This window comes from Xanthomonas sp. NCPPB 1132 (assembly GCF_056629235.1).
Genome location: NZ_CM152819.1, coordinates 2,333,230 through 2,352,793 on the forward strand (window position 1 = coordinate 2,333,230; position 19,564 = coordinate 2,352,793).

Annotated in this window: 20 protein-coding genes; 7 read left to right on the forward strand and 13 right to left on the reverse strand. The window is 68.9% G+C overall.

Translation table 11 applies throughout. The annotated features are described in order from the left end of the window. Positions 1 to 134: 134 nt before the first annotated feature. The 5 genes from AC1G9L_RS09890 to AC1G9L_RS09910 form a co-directional block, all read right to left on the reverse strand. Complete coding sequence (locus AC1G9L_RS09890) at positions 135 to 1,034, reverse strand: GNAT family N-acetyltransferase (protein ID WP_481070883.1); 900 nt, start codon at positions 1,032 to 1,034, stop codon at positions 135 to 137. A 7-nt stretch (positions 1,035 to 1,041) separates the two neighbouring features. Beyond that, positions 1,042 to 2,283, reverse strand: a complete 1,242-nt coding sequence (locus AC1G9L_RS09895; RefSeq protein ID WP_481070885.1) for a ribosomal protein uL16 3-hydroxylase — start codon at positions 2,281 to 2,283, stop codon at positions 1,042 to 1,044. Positions 2,284 to 2,532: 249 nt separating this feature from the next. Next, positions 2,533 to 3,135, reverse strand: a complete 603-nt coding sequence (locus AC1G9L_RS09900) for a DUF3060 domain-containing protein (protein ID WP_481070887.1) — start codon at positions 3,133 to 3,135, stop codon at positions 2,533 to 2,535. A gap of 67 nt (positions 3,136 to 3,202) precedes the next feature. Beyond that, the gene (purB, locus tag AC1G9L_RS09905) at positions 3,203 to 4,570 is read right to left on the reverse strand and encodes an adenylosuccinate lyase (RefSeq protein ID WP_019800138.1); all 1,368 of its coding nucleotides are present in this window, start codon (positions 4,568 to 4,570) and stop codon (positions 3,203 to 3,205) included. A gap of 37 nt (positions 4,571 to 4,607) precedes the next feature. Then, entirely contained in the window at positions 4,608 to 5,927 is a 1,320-nt protein-coding gene (locus tag AC1G9L_RS09910; protein WP_019800137.1) for a CNNM domain-containing protein, read from the reverse strand. A gap of 372 nt (positions 5,928 to 6,299) precedes the next feature. Here AC1G9L_RS09910 and AC1G9L_RS09915 point away from each other — a divergent pair, with 372 nt between their 5' ends. Continuing rightward, positions 6,300 to 7,292, forward strand: a complete 993-nt coding sequence (locus AC1G9L_RS09915; protein WP_481070889.1) for a YiiG family protein — start codon at positions 6,300 to 6,302, stop codon at positions 7,290 to 7,292. A 324-nt stretch (positions 7,293 to 7,616) separates the two neighbouring features. Beyond that, a complete protein-coding gene (locus AC1G9L_RS09920; RefSeq protein ID WP_481070891.1) occupies positions 7,617 to 9,050 on the forward strand; it encodes a class II fumarate hydratase in 1,434 nt (477 codons plus the stop codon). A 224-nt stretch (positions 9,051 to 9,274) separates the two neighbouring features. Here AC1G9L_RS09920 and AC1G9L_RS09925 read toward each other — a convergent pair whose 3' ends face one another. Beyond that, positions 9,275 to 9,715: a hypothetical protein gene (locus AC1G9L_RS09925; protein ID WP_019801612.1), complete on the reverse strand. Its 441-nt coding sequence runs from the start codon at positions 9,713 to 9,715 to the stop codon at positions 9,275 to 9,277. 79 nt (positions 9,716 to 9,794) lie between these two features. After that, positions 9,795 to 11,162, reverse strand: coding sequence for an aminotransferase-like domain-containing protein (locus tag AC1G9L_RS09930; protein WP_481071089.1), 1,368 nt, complete (start codon positions 11,160 to 11,162; stop codon positions 9,795 to 9,797). A gap of 161 nt (positions 11,163 to 11,323) precedes the next feature. Between AC1G9L_RS09930 and AC1G9L_RS09935 the strand changes: the two genes are divergently transcribed. Next, positions 11,324 to 12,187: a DMT family transporter gene (locus tag AC1G9L_RS09935; protein ID WP_481070892.1), complete on the forward strand. Its 864-nt coding sequence runs from the start codon at positions 11,324 to 11,326 to the stop codon at positions 12,185 to 12,187. Between the two features lie 96 nt (positions 12,188 to 12,283). Here the strand turns inward: AC1G9L_RS09935 and AC1G9L_RS09940 are convergent, their stop codons facing one another. Genes AC1G9L_RS09940 through AC1G9L_RS09965 form a run of 6 tightly spaced genes read right to left on the reverse strand, consistent with a single transcriptional unit; the run spans position 12,284 to position 16,228 of the window. Next, a complete protein-coding gene (locus AC1G9L_RS09940; RefSeq protein ID WP_019799769.1) occupies positions 12,284 to 12,844 on the reverse strand; it encodes a DUF2884 family protein in 561 nt (186 codons plus the stop codon). Positions 12,845 to 12,885: 41 nt separating this feature from the next. After that, on the reverse strand, positions 12,886 to 13,710 hold the full coding sequence (locus AC1G9L_RS09945) for a DUF4097 family beta strand repeat-containing protein (RefSeq protein WP_019799768.1): 825 nt from the start codon (positions 13,708 to 13,710) through the stop codon (positions 12,886 to 12,888). A 43-nt stretch (positions 13,711 to 13,753) separates the two neighbouring features. Then, positions 13,754 to 14,746, reverse strand: a complete 993-nt coding sequence (locus tag AC1G9L_RS09950) for an ABC transporter permease (RefSeq protein ID WP_209244774.1) — start codon at positions 14,744 to 14,746, stop codon at positions 13,754 to 13,756. Continuing rightward, on the reverse strand, positions 14,743 to 15,624 hold the full coding sequence (locus tag AC1G9L_RS09955) for an ATP-binding cassette domain-containing protein (RefSeq protein ID WP_019799766.1): 882 nt from the start codon (positions 15,622 to 15,624) through the stop codon (positions 14,743 to 14,745). Before AC1G9L_RS09955 ends, AC1G9L_RS09950 begins: the two co-directional genes overlap by 4 nt. Continuing rightward, the gene (locus tag AC1G9L_RS09960; protein WP_010344230.1) at positions 15,621 to 15,983 is read right to left on the reverse strand and encodes a GntR family transcriptional regulator; all 363 of its coding nucleotides are present in this window, start codon (positions 15,981 to 15,983) and stop codon (positions 15,621 to 15,623) included. Before AC1G9L_RS09960 ends, AC1G9L_RS09955 begins: the two co-directional genes overlap by 4 nt. A 2-nt stretch (positions 15,984 to 15,985) precedes the next feature. Next, positions 15,986 to 16,228 (reverse strand): hypothetical protein, encoded by a 243-nt coding sequence (locus AC1G9L_RS09965; RefSeq protein ID WP_019799765.1) that lies wholly within the window; start codon positions 16,226 to 16,228, stop codon positions 15,986 to 15,988. A 128-nt stretch (positions 16,229 to 16,356) separates the two neighbouring features. On the opposite strand from AC1G9L_RS09965, the gene AC1G9L_RS09970 reads away from it, so the two are divergent. The 4 genes from AC1G9L_RS09970 (at position 16,357) to AC1G9L_RS09985 (ending at position 19,558) form a co-directional block, all read left to right on the forward strand. Further along, positions 16,357 to 16,923 carry a glutathione peroxidase gene (locus AC1G9L_RS09970; RefSeq protein WP_010344228.1) on the forward strand — a complete coding sequence of 189 codons (567 nt, stop codon included), beginning with the start codon at positions 16,357 to 16,359 and terminating at the stop codon, positions 16,921 to 16,923. A 96-nt stretch (positions 16,924 to 17,019) separates the two neighbouring features. Next, complete coding sequence (locus tag AC1G9L_RS09975; RefSeq protein ID WP_019799764.1) at positions 17,020 to 17,970, forward strand: FKBP-type peptidyl-prolyl cis-trans isomerase; 951 nt, start codon at positions 17,020 to 17,022, stop codon at positions 17,968 to 17,970. A gap of 15 nt (positions 17,971 to 17,985) precedes the next feature. After that, a complete protein-coding gene (locus tag AC1G9L_RS09980) occupies positions 17,986 to 19,332 on the forward strand; it encodes a nucleotide sugar dehydrogenase (protein ID WP_019799763.1) in 1,347 nt (448 codons plus the stop codon). After that, positions 19,322 to 19,558, forward strand: a complete 237-nt coding sequence (locus AC1G9L_RS09985; RefSeq protein ID WP_481070896.1) for a SlyX family protein — start codon at positions 19,322 to 19,324, stop codon at positions 19,556 to 19,558. The genes AC1G9L_RS09980 and AC1G9L_RS09985 overlap by 11 nt, the downstream gene beginning before the upstream one ends. The last annotated feature ends 6 nt before the right edge of the window (positions 19,559 to 19,564 follow it).

Sequence of the window (19,564 nt, forward strand, 5' to 3'; positions counted from 1 at the left end):
GGACGCGAGGGCCGCGCGGGCGTAATCAAGCGCAAAAATTATACCCCCATGAACCAGCCGGGGTGTGCATTCGGCGTGGTCAAGGCCGATCCCGGTTCATCCGTGGCAGTTGCGGCGGTGCGGTCGCCGCCGCCTCACCAGCCCAGTGCGCGCAGTTCGCTGCAGGGCCGGGCGCGCTCCCAGACCCGGTCGAAGGTGGCGCGCAACTGGCGCGCGCGGCCGACACCGAGCAGGTCGGTCTCGCCGTCGTAACGGTGACCGAGTCCACGGAAGTAGTAGCCGCCGCCGTCGTCGACCAGGTAGGCGGTGGCGTCGCTGCGGTCCACCGGATCGCTGACTTCGCGGAACTGGAACACGCTGGGCAAGCGCTGTGCCAGCGCCAGCAAGGGGGCGCCGGCACGCTGCGGCGCGGCCGCGTCGTGCAGCAATACGCGCACCTGCTTGGCATGCGCGGCGACCGCGAAGCGTCGCATTTGTTCCACCACGCGGGCATCGTCGAGCAGGCCGGGATCCAGCATGCGGCTGTGGATCAGCACCTGGCGGCGGGCCTGCGCCAGCACCGCGATGCTGGCGGCGATCGCCATCGCCGCGTCCTCCACCGCCACCGCGCCGTCGAAGCGGCGGCGCAGCGGCACCGCCTCCGCGGAGGCGGCCACGCCGCCCGGCGGCGGCAGGAAGCCGTGGCGGGCATGGAATGCCAGTGTCGCGGCGGGCGCATGCAGCTCCAGCTGTGGCCAGCCCCGCTGCTGTGCCTGCGCGATCAGGCCGCGCAGCAGCGCGCCGCCGACGCCGCGTCCACGCCAGGCCGGCAACACGATCAGCGCGGCGATCCGCCGGTCCGCGCCGAGCCGGGCCGCACCCACCAGCTGGCCGTCGTCGCTGCGCGCGACCAGGTGCTCGCCCAGCGCGTCCTGCGCTCCACGTGTGGGGTCGGCCGGGTCCGCGACGGTGCCGGCCGCGGCACGCAGCGCGCGCAGTTCGGCGCCGTCGTGGACGGGATCCAGCGCAGCGATGCGGAAACCGGGACCGGGCATGGTCGGATCAGGCCGCGTCGGCGTCCTCGCCGGTGGCGTCCTCGGCCTCCAGCGGCTGGTAGAAGCCGCCTTCGATCAGTTCCAGCAGGGTCTGCCTGCCGGCTGCCGACAGCGCCGCGTAGTCGCTGCCGTCGATGTGCTCGGCCGCGGCCAGGCGCTTGGCGTCCTTGACCGGCAGGGCGAACTCCAGGCCGCTGCAGAACAGCATGGCGCCGCGGCTGGCGCGCCGCCACGCCGGCCGCGCCCAGGGATGCCGCTGCAGGACCAAGCCCTGTTCCAGCGCTGCGGCGATCTCCGCCGCCGGCGGCAGCCCGGCCGGCGGCAGGATCTCGCCGGCGGCGCGGTAGGTGGTGATGAAGCGCCCGAACCAGGCGCCCAGCTTGTCCGGGTCGTTCATGCGCAGCGCGTTCAGCGCCTCGACCACCCGGCCCATCGCCGCCGCATCGATCTCGTAGGGATCGGCCGGCGCCTGCAGGTCTTCGTCGTGGTAGCGCAATGCCTCGTCGGCGCCGTCGATCAGCGTGTCCAGGTAATCGGCGATCAACTCGGCCGAGGACGGCGCGCGCATGCCCACCGAGAAGGTCAGGCAGGCGTCTTCGGCGACGCCGTGGTGCGGCACCAGCGGCGGCAGGTACAGCATGTCGCCCGGTCCCAGCACCCAGTCGTGGGTCGGCTCGAACTGGCGCAGCAGCTTCAGTTCCACGTCGTCGCGGAAGTCGGTCGGCGGCGCCGGGCGGCCCAGCGCGGCGCTGGCGTCGATCTGCCAGCGGCGGTGGCCGTGGGCCTGCAGCAGGAACACGTCGTAGTGGTCCACGTGCGCGCCGACCGAGCCGCCGCGCGCGGCGAAGCTGACCATCACGTCGTCCACCCGCCAGCGCGGCAGGAAGCGGAACTGCTCGAGCAGGGCGCGGATGTCCGGGTCCCACTTGTCCACGTCCTGCACCAGCAGGGTCCAGTCGTGGTCGGGCATGCCGGGGAACTCGTGCTCCTGGAACGGGCCGCTGCGCACGCGCCAGCGGTCGTTGGCGCGGTCGTGCTCGACCAGCCGCGACAGCGCCGCCTCTTCGCAGGCCAGGCCGGCCAGGTCGCCGGGCTCGATCGGCGAGACGAAGTTGGGGAAGGCGTTGCGGATCAGCAGCGGGCGCTTGTGCCAGTAATCGCGCAGGAAGGTCGCGGCGGGCATGCCCAGCGGTTGCCCGGGGCGGGCGTGGAGTTCGAAGGCGGGAGCGGCGGTCTTGCGGGCAGCCATGTGCGGTGGGGTCCTTGCAACGCGGAAGGAAAGGGCGGGCGCGCGGCGGCGCCGGCCGGACCCGGCCATTGTCCGCCGGTTTGGCCCGTGGGGCCATCGCGGCGGGCTTGGCGGATCGCCGTCGGCCAAGGCGGTGGCGATCCGGCAATCCGGTTCTGGCGCATGCGTGCATGCAGGGTGTGCGCCGCCGGCGGTTCGGGACGTCCGCGGCGCGTGGCGGCCGCGTCGCAGCGGGCGAGGCGCTGGGCGTTACTGGTCGAGGATACGCTTGTCGCGGCCGCTGTCGTCGACCTGGGCCGTGCCGCTGCGCTGGACGATGGCGTTGTCGTTGCCCTGCAGGGCGATGGCGCCGATCGCGCTGGCCTGCAACTGGTTCTGGTCGCCCGACACCTCCAGCGTGGCGATGCGCGCCATCTGCAAGCGGCCGTGGCGGCCGAACAGCGCGACCTGGCCGGCGTCGCCGTGCACCGTCACCTGCGCGTTGTCGCCGAGCACGCGCAGGGTGTCGGCCCGTTCGATCTGCAGGTTGCCGTTGCGGCCGAACAGGCTGACGGTGGCGCAGTGCCCGTGCAGCACCAGGGTGGCGTCGCGGCCGACGATGTTCAGGTCACGACCGTCGCAATCGATGTCGCCGCTGGCCGAGGCGGCCATGCGGATCGGCGCCTCGGCGTCGCGCTCGTCGCCATCGGCAATGTCGCCGGCCGACGGCGCCGCCGCGATCGGCGGCGCGGCCTGCATGACCACGGTGCGCGGGGCGGCGGTGTGCGCGCCATCGCCGGCCGGCGGGCGTGGCGCCTGCGCGCAGCCGGCCAGGGCCAGCAGCGGCAACACAAACAACGGGGTGCGTTTCATCGCGGGGCTCTGCTGTGAGTCACCAGCATGCCCCTGGCCGATTAACCCAGGATGGACGGGACGCGGCTCAGATGTCGCGCGCCAGCCGTTCGGCCAGGCCGACGTAGCCGCCCGGGGTCAGCTCGCGCAGGCGCTGCTTGGCGTCCTCGGGCAGGTCCAGGGTCTCGACGAAGGCGCGCATCGAGTCGGCGGTGATGCCCTGGCCGCGGGTCAGCGCCTTGAGTTGTTCGTAGGGGTTGGGCAGGCCGTGGCGGCGCATCACCGTCTGCACGGCTTCGGCCAGCACTTCCCAGGCGGCATCCAGGTCGGCGTCCAGGCGCTCCGGGTTCACGGTCAGCTTGCCCAGGCCCTTGGCCAGCGAGTCCAGTGCCACCTGGGTATGGCCGAAGGCGGTGCCGAGCGCGCGCAACACGGTGGAGTCGGTGAGGTCGCGCTGCCAGCGGCTGATCGGCAGCTTGGCCGAAAAGTGCTCGAACAGGGCGTTGGCGATGCCGAAGTTGCCTTCGGCGTTCTCGAAATCGATCGGATTGACCTTGTGCGGCATGGTCGAGGAGCCGACTTCGCCTTCCTTGAGCTTCTGCTTGAAATAGCCCAGCGAGATGTAGCCCCAGATGTCGCGCGCCAGGTCGATCAGCACGGTGTTGGCGCGGCGGGTGGCGTCGCCCAGTTCGGCGACGTTGTCGTGCGGCTCGATCTGGGTGGTGTAGGGGTTGAACACCAGGCCCAGGCTTTCCACAAAGCGCTGCGCGAAGGTCGGCCAGTCGACGTCGGGGTAGCTGGCGACGTGGGCGTTGTAGTTGCCGACCGCGCCGTTGATCTTGCCGGTCAGCTCGACCGCGGCGATCTGCCGGCGCTGGCGCTCGAGGCGGGCGACCACGTTGGCGATCTCCTTGCCCAGGGTGGTCGGCGAGGCGGTCTGGCCGTGGGTGCGCGAGAGCATCGGCTGTGCGGCCTGCGCATGGGCCAGGGCGCGCAGCGTCGCGATCACCGCGTCCAGGGTCGGCAGCAGCACCTCGCGCCGGGCCTGCTCCAGCATCAGCCCGTAGCTGAGGTTGTTGATATCCTCACTGGTGCAGGCGAAATGCACGAACTCCAGGGCCGGGCCGAGTTCGGCGTCGTCCTTGAGCTGCTCCTTGATGAAGTACTCCACCGCCTTGACGTCGTGGTTGGTGGTGCGCTCGATCTGCTTGACCCGCGCCGCGTGCTCCACGCCGAAGCCCTCGGCCAGCGCGCGCAAGCGCTGCGCCGCCGCCGGCGAGAACGCGGCCAGCTCGGCGATGCCCGGCTCGGCGCCCAGCGCCAGCAGCCATTCGATCTCCACCTTCACCCGCGCCTTGATCAGGCCGTATTCGGAGAAGATCGGCCGCAGGGCGTCGACCTTGCCGGCATAGCGGCCATCGAGCGGGGACAGGGCGAGCAGGGCGGAATCGGACATGGCGGGGGCGTGGGGTGGTGTCGGCGGGGGCGCCATTCTACGTCGGCGCGGCCTCGGCCGGCGCCAGGCGTACGGTCACCGCCTGGATGCGGTGACCGGCCATGCGCTTGACCGTAAACAGGTGGCCGTCGATCTCCAGTCGCTCGCCTTCCTCGGGCAGGCGCTGCAACTGGTGCACGATCAGCCCGCCCACCGAGTTGAGGTGCTCCGGCGCGCGCAGGTCGCGGCCGAGCAGGCGTTCGAGGCGGAAGATCGAGGTCGAGCCGGCCACCAGCACGCTGCCGTCGGCGCCGCGGGTCGGCGCGTCCTTGACCACGTGCGGGTGCTCGTCCTCGATGTCGCCGACCACCACTTCCAGCAGGTCTTCCAGGGTGAAGTAGCCGAGGATGCGGCCGTGCTCGTCCACGCACAGCGCCATGTGCGTGGCGCCGGTGCGGAAGCGCTCCAGCACCAGCGGCACTGGCGTCTCCAGGGCGATCAGGTTGGCCGGGCGCAGCAGCGGGCGCAGGTCGTCGCTGCGGCGGCCGCGGGCGATCTCCACCAGCAGGTCCTTCATGTGCAGGATGCCCAGCACCTGCTCGCTGTGGCGGTCGAACCACGGATAGCGGCTGTAGCGGCTGTCGGCGAACTCGGCCATCACCGCCTCCAGCGGCATGCCCTCGCGCAGCGCACGCAGGTGGTCGCGCGCGCGCATCAGATCGCCCGCCACCAGTTCCGGCAGCTCCAGCGCGTGGCTCATCAGGGTCAGTTCGTGGTCGGGTGCGCCGCCGGCGGGGTGCTGGCGGCCGACGATCAGCTTCAGTTCCTCGCGCGAATAGCGGTGCGAGGCATGCTCGACCTCGCCCCAGCCCACGGCCTTCAGCAAGCCGTTGGCGCTGGTGTTGAGCAGCCAGATCGCCGGATACATCGCCCAGTAGAACAGGTACAGCGGCGCCGCGGTCCACAGCGACATGCGCTCCGGGCGGCGGATCGCCATCGACTTGGGGGCGAGTTCGCCGAGCACGATGTGCAGGAACGAGATGACGCTGAAGGCGATGACGAAGGCGCTCAGGCGCGCCGCCTCTTCGCTCAGCCCCAGCAGGTCGAACAACGGCTGCAGCAGGTGCGCGAAGGCCGGCTCGCCGACCCAGCCCAGGCCCAGCGAGGACAGCGTGATGCCGAGCTGGCAGGCCGACAGGTAGGCGTCGAGGTGGCCGTGCACGTTGAGCAGCAGGCGCCCGCGCCAGCCGTGATGCTCGGCCAGCCCCACCGCCTGGGTGTGGCGCAGCTTGACCAGGGCGAACTCGGCGGCGACGAAGAAGCCGTTGAGCAGCACCAGCAGCATCGCCAGCGCCAACAGCAGCAGGTTGCCGATCATGTGCGTTCCCCAGCGCGCGTCGCTGGAGCGTCAGAGCGCCAGGCGGGCAGGATCGAAACGGCGGGGAGCGTGGCCCGGCGCAGCGTGCGCCGGCATCTACAGTCTGAATCGTCGCCCATGGCGGCGTGAGAGTTCCGTCGGTGATACGTCATCGGAGTCTAGCCGATGCGCCGCGATGGCGGCGCCCGCACGCGCCGTCTCGCGTATTCGGTCACAAGGCAGCGCAGCGACATGCACCATGGATCGACGCGCAGAACCGCTGTTACCAATCCCCAATCCCCACTCCCGAATCCCCGCACTCAACCATCACGCCGCGACGATCTTTTCGTTTGCTAGACTTTCTGTAACCGTTTTCAACCTCGCTATTTCCCCATGACATCTTCTTTGCGTCTTGCGGCGCTGGCCGCCGCTGTGTCCGTTTTCCTCACCGCCTGTGGCGGCAAGCCCTCGGCCACGCCGACCGACACCGATGCCAGCCATGCTCCCGCAGACGCCGCCGCCGACGAAGCGGACCAGGCGTTGACCCGCAAGCTCAACGCCTACATCGAGTGCTTCAACAAGGTCGACGGATCCATCCACGAAGGTGCGCAGCAGTACGTGCGCTGGATGGCCGACCCCAAGGCCGGCCCCACCGGCAAGGAAACCAGCGTGTACGGGCCCGCCCCGATCGACGAATACGCCATGAAGCAGTGCGACGCGCCGATGACCGAGGCGATCGCGGCCAAGCCGGCGTTGCCGGCGCTGGATGCGGCGGCCAAGCGCTATCTGGCCGCGTTGAAGACGCTGCAGCCGCTGGCCAACCAGGCCCGCGACTACTACGACCGTGAGGACTACCAGGACGATCAGTTCGCCAAGGGCAAGCAACTGCATGCGCCGCTGATGGCCGCGCTGTCCGAATTCCACGAGGCCAGCGACGCCTTCAGCCACGAACTGGAGGCGCAGAACGACGCCGCGCAGCGCGAGCAGTTGAAGGCGATGGAGAAGGCCGAGGGCCGTACCCGCGATTTCTACCGGTTGTCGATGATGCTCGAGGCCAAGGACATCGTCGGGCTGATGCAGGACGACGACTTCGACACCGCCAAGGCCACGGCGCTGGTGGCCGATTTCAACCGCCTGTCCGACGAGGCGCACGCCAAGGTCGCCAACCAGGAGCCGGGCAAGTCCGACTGGAGCGGTTTCGAGAGAGCCGCGGAGGATTTCCGCAAGGAATCCAAGGCGCGGATCAAGCGGGTGGCGGACAAGGTTCCGTACAGCGCCTTCGAGCAGCGCACCCTGGACAATCCGATCGTCGCTCCGGAAGGCTCGCCGGCACGCCTGATGAAGAGCTACAACGACCTGGTGTTCCAGAGCAATCGGCAGCAGTAAGCGTCCTGGCCGGCGGCGCAATGCCGCCGGTCCTGCCGCGGCGGTCGCCATGGCCGCCCGAGTGTCGCCGCGTCTTGCCGGCGCTTCGGCCGGCCACTGCGGACCGTCGGCGGGCACCGCGTTGGCTGCCTGCATCCGCCGATCACCGCGGGCGCGCACCAGGCACGCCTCCAGACATTCCTAACATCCGCCGGCGCACACTGCTGACGCCGGGCGCTGCGCCGCGGATAATGCGTGCGCCAGCCGCCATCCCGCCAGCCTGCCTCCCCGGACGTCCGACGACGGCGCCGATGGATTCCTTTTTGCAGATGCGGAGATTGCGCGATGAGTGACACATTCAGGGTCGAACACGACAGCATGGGCGAACTGCAGGTGCCTGCAGAGGCCTTGTGGGGAGCGCAGACCCAGCGTGCGGTGCAGAACTTTCCGGTGTCCGGGCGCCCGATGCCGCGCGGCTTCATCCGCGCGCTGGGCCTGATCAAGGCCGCCGCGGCCGGGGTCAACGCTGACCTGGACCTGCTGCCGAAGGCCGTCGCCAAGGCGATCCAGGCCGCGGCGCTGGAGGTGGCCGACGGCCGCCACGACGCGCACTTCCCGATCGACATCTACCAGACCGGGTCGGGCACCTCGTCGAACATGAACGCCAACGAGGTCATCGCCACGCTGGCCAACCGCAGCGCCAAGGGCGAGGGCAAGAACGGCAGCAAGGCGCTGCCGATGGTGCACCCCAACGACCACGTCAACCTCGGCCAGAGTTCCAACGACGTGGTGCCGACCGCGATCCGCGTCGCTGCGCTGCTCGCTGCGCGCGAGCACCTGCTCCCCGCGCTCAAGCACCTGCGCAAGACCATCGACAAGCGCGCCAAGCAACTGCAGGGCGTGGTCAAGACCGGGCGCACCCACCTGATGGACGCGATGCCGCTGACCTTCGGCCAGGAGTTCGGTGCCTGGTCGGCGCAACTGGTGTCGGCGCAGGCGCGCATCGACGACAGCCTCAAGCGCCTGCGCCGGCTGCCACTGGGTGGCACCGCCATCGGCACCGGCATCAACGCCGATCCGCGCTTCGGCGGCAAGGTCGCCAAGGCGCTGTCGGCGCTGACCGACGTTAGCTTCGAGAGCGCCGAGAACAAGTTCGAGGGCCTGGCCGCGCAGGACGATGCGGTGGAACTGTCCGGCCAGCTCAATGCGCTGGCGGTGGCGCTGATCAAGATCGCCAATGACCTGCGCTGGATGAATGCCGGGCCGCTGGCCGGCCTCGGCGAGATCGAATTGCCGGCGTTGCAGCCGGGCAGCTCGATCATGCCGGGCAAGGTCAATCCGGTGATTCCCGAGGCCACGGTGATGGCCTGCGCGCAGGTCATCGGCCACCACACCGCGATCACCGTGGCCGGGCAGACCGGCAACTTCCAGTTGAACGTGACCCTGCCGCTGATCGCCGCCAACCTGCTGGAGTCGATCCAGTTGCTGGGCAACGTGTCGGTGCTGCTGGCCGATTCGGCGATCGCCGGGCTCAAGGTGCGCGAGGAGCGGGTGCGCGAGGCGCTGGACCGCAACCCGATCCTGGTCACCGCGCTGAATCCGATCATCGGCTACGAGAAGGCCGCGGCGATCGCCAAGCGCGCCTACAAGGAGAACCGGCCGGTGCTGGAGGTGGCGAAGGAAGACAGCGGCCTGGGCGAGGACGAACTGCGCCGGTTGCTGGATCCGGCTGCGCTGACCGAAGGCGGTATTCATGCCGGTGCGGGGGGCGGTGGCTGAGCCGTGACGGAGCGCATGCTGGCGGTTGAACCTGACAGCCGTCGGGACTGAAGTCCCTCCCACATCGCGCCCAGACACCGCATCGCAAGCCCCTGTGTAGGAGCGGCTTCAGCCGCGATGGGCGTTATCGGGAAGGCCCATCGCGGCTGAAGCCGCTCCTACAGGAAGGCCTCCATCGTTACTGGAGGCGCTCTTGTGCCGGCACTTGCGCGCGCGAGCACGCCTCAGCGGCGCTCGGCCTGCAGGTTGCCGAAGCTGTCGCGGTACGGCTGCAGCGAGGGAATGTCGCGCAACACCGCCGCCTGCGCTTCGGTGATCTCCTGGGTCGGCGCGAAGCCGACCGAGCGCATGTTCGGGTCCGGCGCCGCGGTCTCCAGGGTGCGCTGGCGCTGCATCTGCAGGTGCATGAACAACTGCTGCAGTTCGGTGCGCTGCGCGGGCGGCAGCGGCAGCTCGATGTCGTCGATGCGCAGGCTGCCATCAGGGCCGATGGTGGCGTTGGCGGCCGGGGCGCGGCGCAGCATCACGTTCATGCTGTCCACCGCCACCCGCGGCTTGCTGCGCTCGGCGCGCGAGGAGGCGGTCTCGCCGCCGCGTCCGCCGCAGGCGGCGAGCAGCAGGCACAGCGACAGCAGCGAGAACCAGGCGAACAGCGTCTTCTTCATGGAGGCGATGCAGTGGGGGAGTGCGGGCATTCTAGAACGTGCGGCGGCTGCGGTCGTGCCGAGGCGCGCGGGCCGCGCATCAGCTGCGTGAGTTCGAAGCGGACTGCATGGCGCGCGCGAGCACGCTGAACATCCGCTCGTCGGTGCATTGCGCGACGTTGAAGCGCAGGAAATCGCCCGCGCTCAGCGACTGGCTGAACGCATTGCCCGGCGCCAGCACCACGCCCTCCTGCAGGCAGGCGTGCGCGATGGCGGCGGCCTCCATGCCCTCGGGCAGCCTGCACCAGAGGAACAGGCCTGCTTGCGGGATCAGCCAAGGCCGGATGCCGAGGCCCTGCAGCCGCGCCACGGTCTTGGCCATCTGTTCCGCCAACTGTCGCCGCAAGGTCTCCATGTGCCTGCGGTAGCCGCTGTCGGTCAGGGCGATCAGCACGGCCTCGGCCGCCAGCCGGCCGCCGCCGAAGCTGGTGGCGATCTTCAGGTCGGCGAGGCTTTCGATCCAGTCGCCACGTGCGGCGATGTAGCCGCAACGCAGCGACGCCGACACCGTCTTGGAAAAGCTGCCGAGCTGGATGACCCGCGCCAGGCCGTCGAAGGCCGCCAGCCGCGGGGCGGGGCTGGTCTCGAAGTCGGCGAAGATGTCGTCCTCGACGATCACCAGGTCCGAGCCCTCGGCCAGGAGCAGCAGCCGGTGCGCCGTCGTCGCGGACAGCGTCGCGCCGGTGGGGTTGTGGATACCCGAATTGGTGATGTACAGCCGCGGCGCATGCGCCCGCAGCGCCGCTTCGAAGTGCGCCACGTCCGGTCCGTTCGGCGTATAGGGCACGCCCACGACCTGCACGCGATGCGCCTTGAGCAAGGCATGGAAATTGAAGTAGCACGGGTCGTCGACCAGCACCGTGTCGCCGGGCGAGAGCAGGAAACGGCCGATCAGGTCGATCGCATGCGTGCCCGATTCGGCGAGCAGGATCTGTTCGGGCGGCGCCTGCACGCCATTGCCCGCCAGCCGTCGCGACAGGAACTGGCGCAAGCCGGGGTGGCCCAGGGGTGTGGCGTACTCGGTCAGTTCCTGCGTGTCGGCGCGCGCCAGCGTGCGCAGTGCGCGGCGCATGCCCGCGCCGTACAGCCATTCGGGTGGCAGCCAGCCGCAGCCGGGCTTGAGCACGCGCGCATCCGCTTCCAGCGACTGCCGCGACACCCACAGCGGATCGATCTGCCGGTCGAGCTTCGGGCCGAGTTGCGCCAGCGCCAGTGGGGCCACCGACCCGGCCACATAGAAGCCCGACCCGGGGCGCGCCGTGATCGCGCCCTCGGCCGCCAGCCGCTCATAGGCTTCCACCACCGTCGACACCGACACCCGCAGCGCGCGCGCCTGCGCGCGCACGGAGGGCAGGCGCGCTCCCGGCAGGCTGGTGCGGTTGGCGATGCGGGCGCGGATGTCGGCCATCACCGCATCGATGCGCGTGCCGGGCGCTTCAGGTCTGTCCACTGTCGTCAGCTGTACTGGGTCTTGAGCCATAACAGTACTGCGAAACCGTATTGGATCGTATCTGGCCGGATCGGTCCCGCGGGGCGTCTACTGCAGCGGCGATGCAGAAGGAGAAGCGCATGGAAAAAACCACCGGTGACTGGATCAATGGATGTATCGGCGTGATGATTTTTGCGGGGTCGTTGCCCGCAACGCGCGTCGCGGTCGCCGATTTTTCCCCCGTGTTCCTGACCTGCGCACGCGCCAGCATTGCCGCCGCGCTTGGGCTGGCGCTCCTGCTCGGGTTTCGGCAACCGCGTCCGCGCCGCGCCGAGCTCCCCGCCTTGGCAATGACGGCGCTGGGGGTCGTGGCCGGATTTCCCCTGCTGACCGCACTGGCGCTGCAGCATGTGACCTCGGCGCATTCCATCGTGTTCGTGGGCCTGCTGCCGTTGTGCACCGCCGTCTTCGCCGTGTTGCGCGCCGGCGAACGCCCGCGTCCACCGTTCTGGGTGTTCTCGCTTGCCGGTGCCTGCAGTGTCGTCGGCTATGCGGCGATCGGCGGGATCGACGCCTCGTGGCAGGGCGATCTGCTGATGCTGGCCGCAGTGGTGCTGTGTGGGCTGGGCTATGCGGAGGGCGCGCGCCTGTCGCGCACGCTGGGCGGATGGCAGGTCATCTGTTGGTCACTGGTGCTATCGCTGCCGCTGATGGTGTCCCTGGCCTTGCTGACGCAGCCCGCGTCGTTCGGCACTGTGCGCATGCCGGCGTGGCTCGGCCTTGGCTATGTCTCGCTGTTCAGCATGTTGATCGGCTTCGTGTTCTGGTACCGCGGCCTGGCGCAAGGCGGGATCGCGGCGGTCGGGCAACTGCAGTTGTTCCAGCCCTTCATCGGCTTGGGCCTGGCCGCGCTGCTGCTGCACGAAACGGTGAGCTGGACCATGCTGGCGGTGACCTTGGTCGCGATGGTCTGCGTGGCCGGCGCAAAACGCTACGCCCGTTGAGACCGCGACCCGCCCGGCGATTGCACGACTGCCGGGTGGAGCGCGGACTCAGCGGGCGCTCGTGGACGATGGTCGCGGCAGCGTGGCTGCCGCCGATTACGCCGCCGAATGCTTGCAGTCGCGCACGTCGCTGTCTTCCAGCGTGGAATACGGACGGAACGCCGGCACCTTTTCCATCAGTGCATCCTGCGCGGCGCGCAGCGCGGCGACCTGGTCGCAGATCTTCAGCGCGGCCTGCTTGATCTTGTCGGCCTGCGCCTCGACCCGCTCGCCGATATGGTCGGTGTCGCCGCTGAGCACGCCGCTGATCGCATCGCCGGCCGCTTTCACGCCCAGCGCCGCACCGGCCTTGCCGACCTCCACGCCTTGCTTGCCCACCGCTTCGATCTGGCCGCGGTAGGCCAGCAGCAGGCGCTGCTGCTCGGCGTCCAGGGCGACCGGCTTGCCGTCGATCAGCAGCTTGCCGTCGCGGGTGATGGTGGCCGGCGGCTGGCCATTGGCCTTCAGCGTGAGGTCGCCGTTGAGGAAGGTCAGGCTTTGCGCGCCGCCGTGGTCGACCACGACGCGGTCGTTCGACGAGGCCGAGCGCTGGCAGGCGCTGAGCGAGAACAGCACGGCCAGGGCGACACCGGCCAGGGACAGGGAACGGAATTGCATGGGCGGGTCCTCGTGCGGAAGGGAGAAAGTGGCGCGTCGGATCAGCGCGGCTTGGGCAGGTTGATGCTGCCGCGCACGCCGTGATGGGTGACGTCGCCGCTGCCGACCTTCTGCACGCTCAGGTTGCCGCCGACGGTGCCGACATCCAGGTCGCCGGAACCCACGGTCTGCACCGCGACGCTGCCGCTGACATCGCGCAGTTGCACGTCGCCGGAGCCGACGCTGTCGACCTGCACGCCGCCGCGCACCCCGTGCACGGTCAGGTCGCCGGAGCCGACCGTGCCGACCTTGACGTCGCCGCCGACCTGGTCGGCCTTGACGTCGCCCGAGCCCAGCGTCGGCAGGGCCACGCTGCCGACATTGCGCAGTTCGATGTCGCCGGAGCCGACCGTGGCGCTGACCGCACCGCGGATGTTCTGCGCATGCAGGTCGCCGGAGCCGATCTTGGCGTCGAGCGAGGCCACGCCGCTGATCTCGGCATCGCCCGAGCCCAGTTGCAGTTGCACCGGCAGGTTGGCCGGGATGCTGCCGGCGACGTTGAGATAGGCGTAGCGGTTGCCGACGCTGATGCCGTGGATCTTGCCCTCGTGCTTCAGCGTCACCACCAGGGTGTCGCCGTCGTGGCGCTGGCGCAAGGTCAACTCCTTGAGCATGTCCGCGTCGGAGGCGCAGGCGCGGCCGCGCAGGGTGGAGTCGCCGCCGCTGGCGCCGGTGAGCTTGAGGTCGTTCTGCTGCACGTCCAGCAGCACCGACTTGACGCCGGCCAGGTCCAGCTTCAGTTCGCGCGGTTCGGAATACTTGCAGTCGTCGGCCATGGCGATGGCCGGCAGCGACAGCAGGGCACACACGGCGAGGGTCTTGTACATCGGGAAACTCCTTGCGGAAATGGGAAGAGAGACGGCGTTGCGATCAGGCTTCGTCGCGCCAGCGGCGCACGTAGATCGCGGCGACGATGAAGGCCACGCCGACCGCGGCGCCGATCCACAGGTCGGGATCGCGGAACAGCACCCAGGTGTCGCCGAGATGGATCGCGTTGACCAGGTCCTGCGGACCGCTGATGTGGGTTTCGGCCACCTGTTCGTTCAGCACCGGACCCCAGCTGCCCGGCAGCACGCTGAGCAGGCCGCGATAGACCACGGTGTACCAGATCAGGTTGTGGTTGACGTTGAGCATCGGCAGGATGCCCATCATGCTGGCGGTCACGCAGCCCAGGATCGGGATCAGCACCGCCCACAGGAACGGCTTGCTGCGCGCCCAGGCCGAGCACAGCATCAGCCAGCCGATCGCCGGCAACGACCACAGCACCTGCACCGGCAGCGCGGCCAGGACCATGCCGATGATGCGCAGCGGGTGCGATTCGGTGAACACCGCGGTGCTCTGCGGGATGCCGTTGACCGACAGGGTCAGGGCGGTGACCACCCACAGCGCCAGGCCGATCAGCAGGCCGACGCCGATCGCCAGCAGCGGCGCCAGCAACAGCGCCCAGGCGGCCTTGGACAGCACGGTGCTGGTGTCCGACAGCGGCAGCGACTTCCAGAACAGCACGCTGCGGTCGCGACGGTCGTCGTACAGCGCGCCCAGCGCATAGAAGAACACCACGAAGCCGACCACGATGCAGGCCAGGACCACGCCGGCGAGCATGGTGCCGTCGCCGACCGCGCCGATGATCTGGTGGGCGTTCTGGGCCTGGCCGTCCCACTGCACGTCGTTCAGGCGCGAGCTGCCGCCATGGTTGCGGCCGGCGATGCTGCCGATGATCGACAGTACCGTGTACAGCGTGGCGACGATGCCGCCGGTGATGACCGGCGCCCACAGGAAGCCGCCGCGGTGTTCCCAGAATTCGCGCTTGAGCAACCACGTGAAGGTGGACACGGGAGAGATTGTCTTGGCGGGAGCGTTCATGCGTAGGTGCCCTTCATGATGGCGACGAACAGGTCGGCCAGGCCGGGAGTGCGGGTTTCGCCGAGTGCGGCCAGCTGCGCCTGCGGCACGCCGTCGTACAGGAACACCGACTTGCCGAACGGCAGGCCGCGTTCGTCGATCGGCTGCAAGGCGCGCGCCGCCTCGATGCGCTCGGCCGGCACCAGCAGTTCGGTGTAGCGGGTGGCCATGTGCTCCATGTCGGCGCTGAGCACGATGCGGCCGTCGCGGATGAACAGCACGTCGGTGAGGATGTGCTCGATCTCCTCCACCTGGTGGGTGGTGATGACGATGGTCTTCTGCTCGTCGAAGTAGTCTTCCAGCAGGCGCTGGTAGAACTCCTTGCGGTACAGGATGTCCAGGCCCAGGGTCGGCTCGTCCAGCACCAGCAGGCGCGCGTCGATCGCCATCACCAGCGCCAGGTGCAACTGCACGATCATGCCCTTGGACATCTCGCGCACCCGCAGCTTGGGCGAGAGCTTGGTGTTGGCCAGGAAGCGCTCGCACTTGGCGCGATCGAAGCGCGGATGCACGCCGGCGACGAAGTCGATCGCCTCGCTCACCCGCATCCAGCGCGGCAGCACCGCCACGTCGGCGATGAAGCACACCTGGTTCATCAGCGCGTCGCGCTGCTTGCGCGGGTCCATCCCCAGCACGCGCAGTTCGCCTTCCACGGCGGTCAGGCCCAGCACCGCCTTCAATGCGGTGGTCTTGCCGGCGCCGTTGGGGCCGATCAGGCCGACGATGCGGCCGGGCGCGATGGTGAAGGACGCATCGGCCAGGGCCGGCTTGTGGTTGTAGGTCTTGCGCAACCCCTGCGCGTAGACGACGGATTCGGATGCGGCGACAGCGGCAGTCATGGCGTTTTCCCCGGTGGCAACAAGTCTTCCAATGTCAGGCCCAGGCGCTGGATGCGTTCCAGCACCAGGGGCCACTCTTCGTTGAGGAAGCGGTCGCGTTCGCTGCCGCGCAGCTTCTGCGCCGCTTCCTCGGTCATGAACATGCCCAGCCCGCGGCGCTTCTCGACCAGGGCCTCGTCGGCCAGTTCCTGGTAGGCGCGCGAGACGGTGATCGGGTTGAGCTGGTATTCGGCGGCCACCTGGCGCACCGAGGGCAGAGCGTCGCCGGGCTTGAGGATGCCGTCGAGCATCATCGCGATGACCCGGTCCTTCAGCTGGCGGTAGATCGGAGCGCCGTCGCTCCATTGGATATCGCTCATGGTCAGCTCCGTGGGCGCAGGGTGCGCGCGAAGGAGAAATAAGGCACGGACAGCGAGGCCCGCAGACGCCGCACCGCCGGGACGGTGGTGGGTGCGGCGCCGGCGGCGCTGTCGTCGTGCGGCGTGCTGGCGCCATAATCCAGCGGCCGTCCCTGGTGGCGTTGGGCGCCGATCCAGCTCGCGCAGAGCAGGGTGCCGACGATGACCAGGGCCGGAAGACTGCGCTGGAGGCGTTTGAGGTTCATCGTGGGACCTGCTCTGGGTGAGTGGTGTTGTATTTAACTATAACACCGTTACACGGCATGTCAACACGCTGCGGACCCAACTTCCGACCTGGTTGCCCGCGACTTCCCCTTTTCTCTGACGGTGCCTCATGAAAATTTCCAAGCGTCTGTTTTTCCTCGCGATCCTGGCCGCTGCCGGCACCGTCGGCAGTGCCTGGGCGGGCTCCTTGCTGGACCGGGACTACCGCCCGCTGGCCGGCAAGGACAAGGTGAACCTGAACAAGACCTACGGCGGCAAGGTGCTGCTGGTGGTCAACACCGCCAGCAAGTGCGGCTATACCCCGCAGTACGACGGCCTGGAGAAGCTGCAGCAGCAGTACGCGGCGCAGGGCTTCAGCGTGCTCGGCTTCCCGTCCAACGACTTCAAGGGCCAGGAGCCCGGATCGGAGAAGCAGATCCAGGAATTCTGCACGCTCACCTATGGGGTGAAGTTCCCGATGTTCGAGAAGGTGCATGTGATCGGCGACGACGCGACGCCGCTGTACAAGCAACTGACCCAGGCCACCGGTGTGGCGCCGGGCTGGAATTTCCACAAGTATCTGATCGCGCGCGACGGACGCGTGGTCGCGCAATTTCCGAGCAAGGTCACGCCCGACGATCCGGCCTTGCGCAGTGCCATCGAACGCGAACTGAAAGCGCAGCCGGCGTCGCACTGAAAGCGGGTCAACATCTCGGCCGCGCGTGCGACAATGCCGGCCTCCGCGCCACCCCGGCGCATCCAGTACACAGTTCACTTCCAGGGAAAGTAGCGAATGAAGATGGGAATGCGCGGCGCCGTGGCGTCGCTGGTGGTGGGGATGGCGATGGTCGCCGGTCATGCGTCCGCGCAGGCGCCGGCGGCCGGCAGCACGGCGACGACGCTGAGCACGGAAAAGCAGAAGGTCAGCTACGCGATCGGCATGGATGTGGCGCGCTCGTTCGAGCCCATCGCCCAGGACATCGACGTGGACGCGATGCAGCGCGCGATCGAGAACGCCTTCAAGCAGGGCAAGCCGCTGCTGTCCGATGAGCAGACCCAGGCCACCGATACCGCGCTGCGCACGCAGCTGGCCGCGCGCAACGGCCAGCCGGTGCCGGGCATGGCGCCGGGCACGCAGCCGCCGCCGGTGTCCAAGGAGAACGTGGGCCTGATGCTGGGCGACCGTGCGGTCGGTCCGTCGCTGGCGCGGATCCAGAACGACATCGACCTGCCGACGCTGATGGGCGCGGTGCGCACGGTGTTCGCCAAGGGCCAGACCGCGATGACCCAGGAGCAGGCGATGGCCACGCTGCAGGCCTTCGGTGCGTCCAAGCAGGCCGCGGTGGCGACCAAGAACAAGCAGGAAGGCAATGCCTTCCTGGCGCAGAACAAGAACCAGAAGGGCGTGATCACCACCCCGTCCGGCCTGCAGTACATGGTGCTGCGCGAAGGCAGCGGCCCGCGGCCCACCTCCACCAGCAAGGTGCGGGTGAACTACGAAGGCAAGCTGCTCGACGGCACCGTCTTCGACAGTTCGTACAAGAACGGCCAGCCGGCCGAGTTCGCGCTCAACCAGGTCGTGCCGGGCTGGAGCGAGGGCGTGGCGCTGATGCCGGTGGGATCCAAGTACCGCTTCTGGATTCCGTCCAACCTGGGCTACGGCCCGCAGGGAACGCCGGGCGGCCCGATCGGCCCGGATGCGATGTTGACCTTCGACGTGGAACTTTTGAACATCCTTCAATAACCGAAAGGAGATTACATGCGCGTAGCGATATTCGGCACCGGCTATGTCGGGCTCGTCACCGGAACCTGTCTGGCCGAAGTCGGCCACCACGTGGTGTGCGTAGACATCGACCAGGCCAAAGTGGATGGGCTCAACAAGGGCGTGGTCCCGATTTACGAGCCTGGCCTCTCGCCGATGGTCAAGGCCAACCACGCCGCACGGAGGCTGTTCTTCACCACCGATGCGGCCAGCGCCATCGCGCATGGGGATATCGTGTTCATTGCCGTCGGTACGCCGCCGGACGAGGACGGTAGCGCAGATCTGCAGTACGTCCTGGCGGTGGCCCGCACCATCGGCCAGCACATCCAGGGGCCGACCATCGTGGTCAACAAGTCCACGGTGCCGGTGGGCACCGCGGACAAGGTGCGTGCGGCGATCGCCGCCGAACTGGAGGCGCGCGGCGAAGCGATCGACTTCGACGTGGTCTCCAATCCGGAGTTCCTGAAGGAGGGCGATGCGGTCGCCGACTGCATGCGTCCGGACCGCATCGTCATCGGCAGCAGCAAGCCCGGCTCGGCCGCGCGCCTGCGTCGCCTGTACGCGCCGTTCAACCGCAACCACGACCGCATCGTGGAGATGGACGTGCGCTCGGCCGAGCTGACCAAGTACGCGGCCAACGCGATGCTGGCGACCAAGATCAGTTTCATGAACGAGATCGCCAACATCGCCGAGCGCGTCGGCGCCGACGTGGAGAAGGTGCGCCAGGGCATCGGCTCGGATCCGCGCATCGGCTGGCACTTCATCTACCCGGGCGCCGGCTACGGTGGCTCGTGTTTCCCCAAGGACGTGCAGGCCCTGGCGCGCACCGCGCAGCAGTACGGCCACGCGCCCAGGCTGCTGGATGCGGTGGAGGCGGTCAACGAGGCGCAGAAGGGCCATCTGTACGAACTGATCCAGCGCCACTACGGCGCGGCGCAGTCGCTCAAGGGCAAGACCTTCGCGGTGTGGGGCCTGGCGTTCAAGCCCAACACCGACGACATGCGTGCCGCCTCCAGCCGCCGCCTGCTGGCGCAACTGTGGGAAGCGGGCGCAACGGTCCGCGCCTACGATCCGGAGGCGACCGACGAGGCCAAGCGCATCTTCGGCGAGCGCGACGATCTGCACTTCTGCGAGGATGCCTTCGACGCGCTGGAAGGCGCCGATGCGCTGGCCGTGGTCACCGAATGGAAGCAGTTCCGCAGCCCGGACTTCACCCGCATGAAGGAACTGATCGGCGATGCGGTGGTGTTCGATGGCCGCAATCTCTACGATCCGCAGGAAATCGAGAGCTTCGGCCTGGCGTACTACGGCATCGGCCGCGGACGTTCGATCCATGCAGCATGATTTTTCCACCCAGGATCGGTTGCTGGAGAACCGCCTGATCGAGCTGGAAACGCGCCTCTCCTTCCATGAGCAGGCGCTGGCGGAAATGAGCGATGCCCTGGCCGAAGCGCGGATCGAAAGCCAGCGCAACGCCGAGTTGCTGCGTCACCTGCTCGAGGATCTGGGCAAGGTGCGCAGCACGCTCTACGCCGACCCGGCCGACGAACCGCCGCCGCCGCATTACTGATCCCCC